At 43.0% G+C, this 2361-nt stretch carries 4 protein-coding genes; all 4 read left to right on the forward strand.

Features of this window, described 5'->3' with window-relative positions; genetic code table 11:
- Positions 1–217: 217 nt before the first annotated feature.
- A complete protein-coding gene (locus B7Y67_RS15435) occupies positions 218–751 on the forward strand; it encodes a hypothetical protein (RefSeq protein ID WP_293599396.1) in 534 nt (177 codons plus the stop codon).
- 241 nt (positions 752–992) lie between these two features.
- On the forward strand, positions 993–1559 hold the full coding sequence (locus tag B7Y67_RS15440; protein ID WP_293599397.1) for a site-specific integrase: 567 nt from the start codon (positions 993–995) through the stop codon (positions 1557–1559).
- Between the two features lie 112 nt (positions 1560–1671).
- Positions 1672–1962 carry a hypothetical protein gene (locus tag B7Y67_RS15445; RefSeq protein ID WP_216220103.1) on the forward strand — a complete coding sequence of 97 codons (291 nt, stop codon included), beginning with the start codon at positions 1672–1674 and terminating at the stop codon, positions 1960–1962.
- Positions 1940–2269, forward strand: a complete 330-nt coding sequence (locus tag B7Y67_RS15450) for a hypothetical protein (RefSeq protein WP_293599398.1) — start codon at positions 1940–1942, stop codon at positions 2267–2269. The genes B7Y67_RS15445 and B7Y67_RS15450 overlap by 23 nt, the downstream gene beginning before the upstream one ends.
- Positions 2270–2361: the final 92 nt, after the last annotated feature.

Raw genomic sequence — 2361 nt, forward strand, 5'->3', positions numbered from 1 at the left:
CAAGGGCTAAATATTTACGAGTCGCGTAATGAGTTGCATTGAGATGCGATTAAGAAATAAGTTGCAGTTGCAGTAAGAGATGCAGTTAGTTGCTGTATTGGGGACAAATGAGTAGCTCTGAACAGCAACTCATGCAACAGCAACTATCTTTTGTCTCTGCTACTCCCTGCATCTCAAGCAACACCGCGACTTCTTTCAACATTCAAGGAGATTAAAAATGAAAGAAATCACAGCCCGCTTATGGGAAAACAAAATGTACGGAACAACCTTCGGCAAAGGTCAATATCGCAAAGCAATTTACAACGGAACATTAGAGATCCCAAGTCCTTATGCCAAGTATTTAGTAGATTTTGAAGAAGTTGAAGCCTGGTTTCACTTTCCAAAGAGCCCAGTGCATGTAGAAATGGCTAATCGCTTAGCCAACCCACCAGTCAATGAAGATGGAGTTTTAATGAGCTGGATATATCGATACGAGAATGCTTCAAAGACCGCCATTGAGGGATATGCGGCCTTAGATATGAACTACAGCAGAATCACCATCCAAATTGATGACTCTGCCTATGGAATCAATGAATACTGGGAATTGCCTATCCGCAGCTGTATTGCCAGAATTCCTGGAAAACCCACGCCTGCACTGATTGCTACAACGCAAACGGAGCTAAATACCCCTCAAAAACCGTCTACAAAAGGCGTATTTGTCGGCGGACATAAGCAAGCACTTGAGAATTTACAAAAGTACGCTATCCAGTGATTTGAGGTGTTAGCTAAGGTCGTCGCCTAAAGACGACAGATCTTAGTAAATATTGCTAAATACTTATAAGCAAATACGGGTTAAGAAAATAACTATATTCTTAACCCGAACTTGTAAGTCATTGATTCTTGGAGATCTTTTTGTCCTGTTAAGTGACGCTTAGCAAACAAACTGAGGTCGACCTTTCCTGCTTAAGGAAACATACTTAAAACGCACATTTTATTTATGACAGGAAAACCAAATGGCACAAGCAAAAACCTTATCTCAAGCAGAACTTGATCAAGTTCTTAATTACGTCAGTACCAAAAAATACGCTTTGCGTGATCGCGCAATCATCCTCACCAGCTTTCTCGGAGGGCTTCGCGTTGCGGAGATCGCATCTTTAACCATGGGGGACGTAGTGAACCCCGATGGCACCATTAAGAATGAAATTCGTTTATCGGCCGCGCAAACTAAAGGCAAATATCCCAGAACCGTCTTTGTTTCCCAACGTTTGCAGGTGGAATTGGCTAATTACCTCACCACAAGGCATGCTAAAGGCGCTGATATTCCCTTTTTTCATACCGATCATCGCTTACGTTTTAGTCCTAATGGCTTATGCGTGTGGTTTCATCAGCTTTATAAGAATGTAGGCATTAGCGGTGGGAGCAGCCACTCGGGCAGAAAGTTTTTCATTACAACTTTGGCTAATAAAGGCATTGGCGTTCGAATCTTAGCCTCTTTAGCTGGTCACAGATCGATTGCTGTAACGCAAAGATACATTGATGTAAATGATGAACAAAAGAGAAATGCCGTTGAACTGATCTAAGTGAGTTCGAGCCAAGGGCTTTGCCCAGGATTGGGTCATGGTGAAACATCAGTCCGATTGTATAAAAATCATGCTATAATGCAATCATGCAGCATGAATATAGGAGAATGCCATGGGCGCAGTCATAGATCACCAGGTTATTAAGTCGATTGGATCAAGCGGGCAAATTTCGCTTGGTAAAGAGCATGCAGGACGTCAAGTACTGGTAGAAACGCCTGAGCCAGGGGTTTGGGTAATTCGTACAGCCACGGTTATTCCTGATAATGAACGTTGGATGCATACGCCTGTCGTTAAAAAGGACTTATCGGCCGCTCTAGCTTGGGCACAAAAAACCCCGGCAAAAGCGACTGATCTTTCTAAATTAAAAATGGCTAAAGCGCATGGCACGAAACGTAAAGCCTGAGCCATTAGTTGAGCTTGATCTCAATAGCCCGATCTTTCAATCGGCTTGGGAGACATTGGAGTTAGTCGAACAAGAGAAGGCCTTTGCTACTTTTGAGAAAATCACGCAACTGAGCTGGAACCAGGTTTACCGTGATAAAGGTCTCAAATGGGAAAAGATTCATAGTGTCCCCGCCCCAAAGGGTATCGATGCGCTCTACTCCTTTCGGGTTAGCAAATCAATTCGGGGAATTGGCTTTAGAGAGGATCATTTTCTTAGAGTGTTATTAATTGAGCCAGACCACGATGCTGCCTACGGAAAAAAGTAAGCAGCTAAGCAGCTATTAGACCCTAATCAACCAGCCCATCACCCGGCTGGTTTTTTTATTTTTAGAGCGAAGTAGTTGCCTAAGATTAATAG

The organism is Polynucleobacter sp. 35-46-11 (assembly GCF_002281105.1).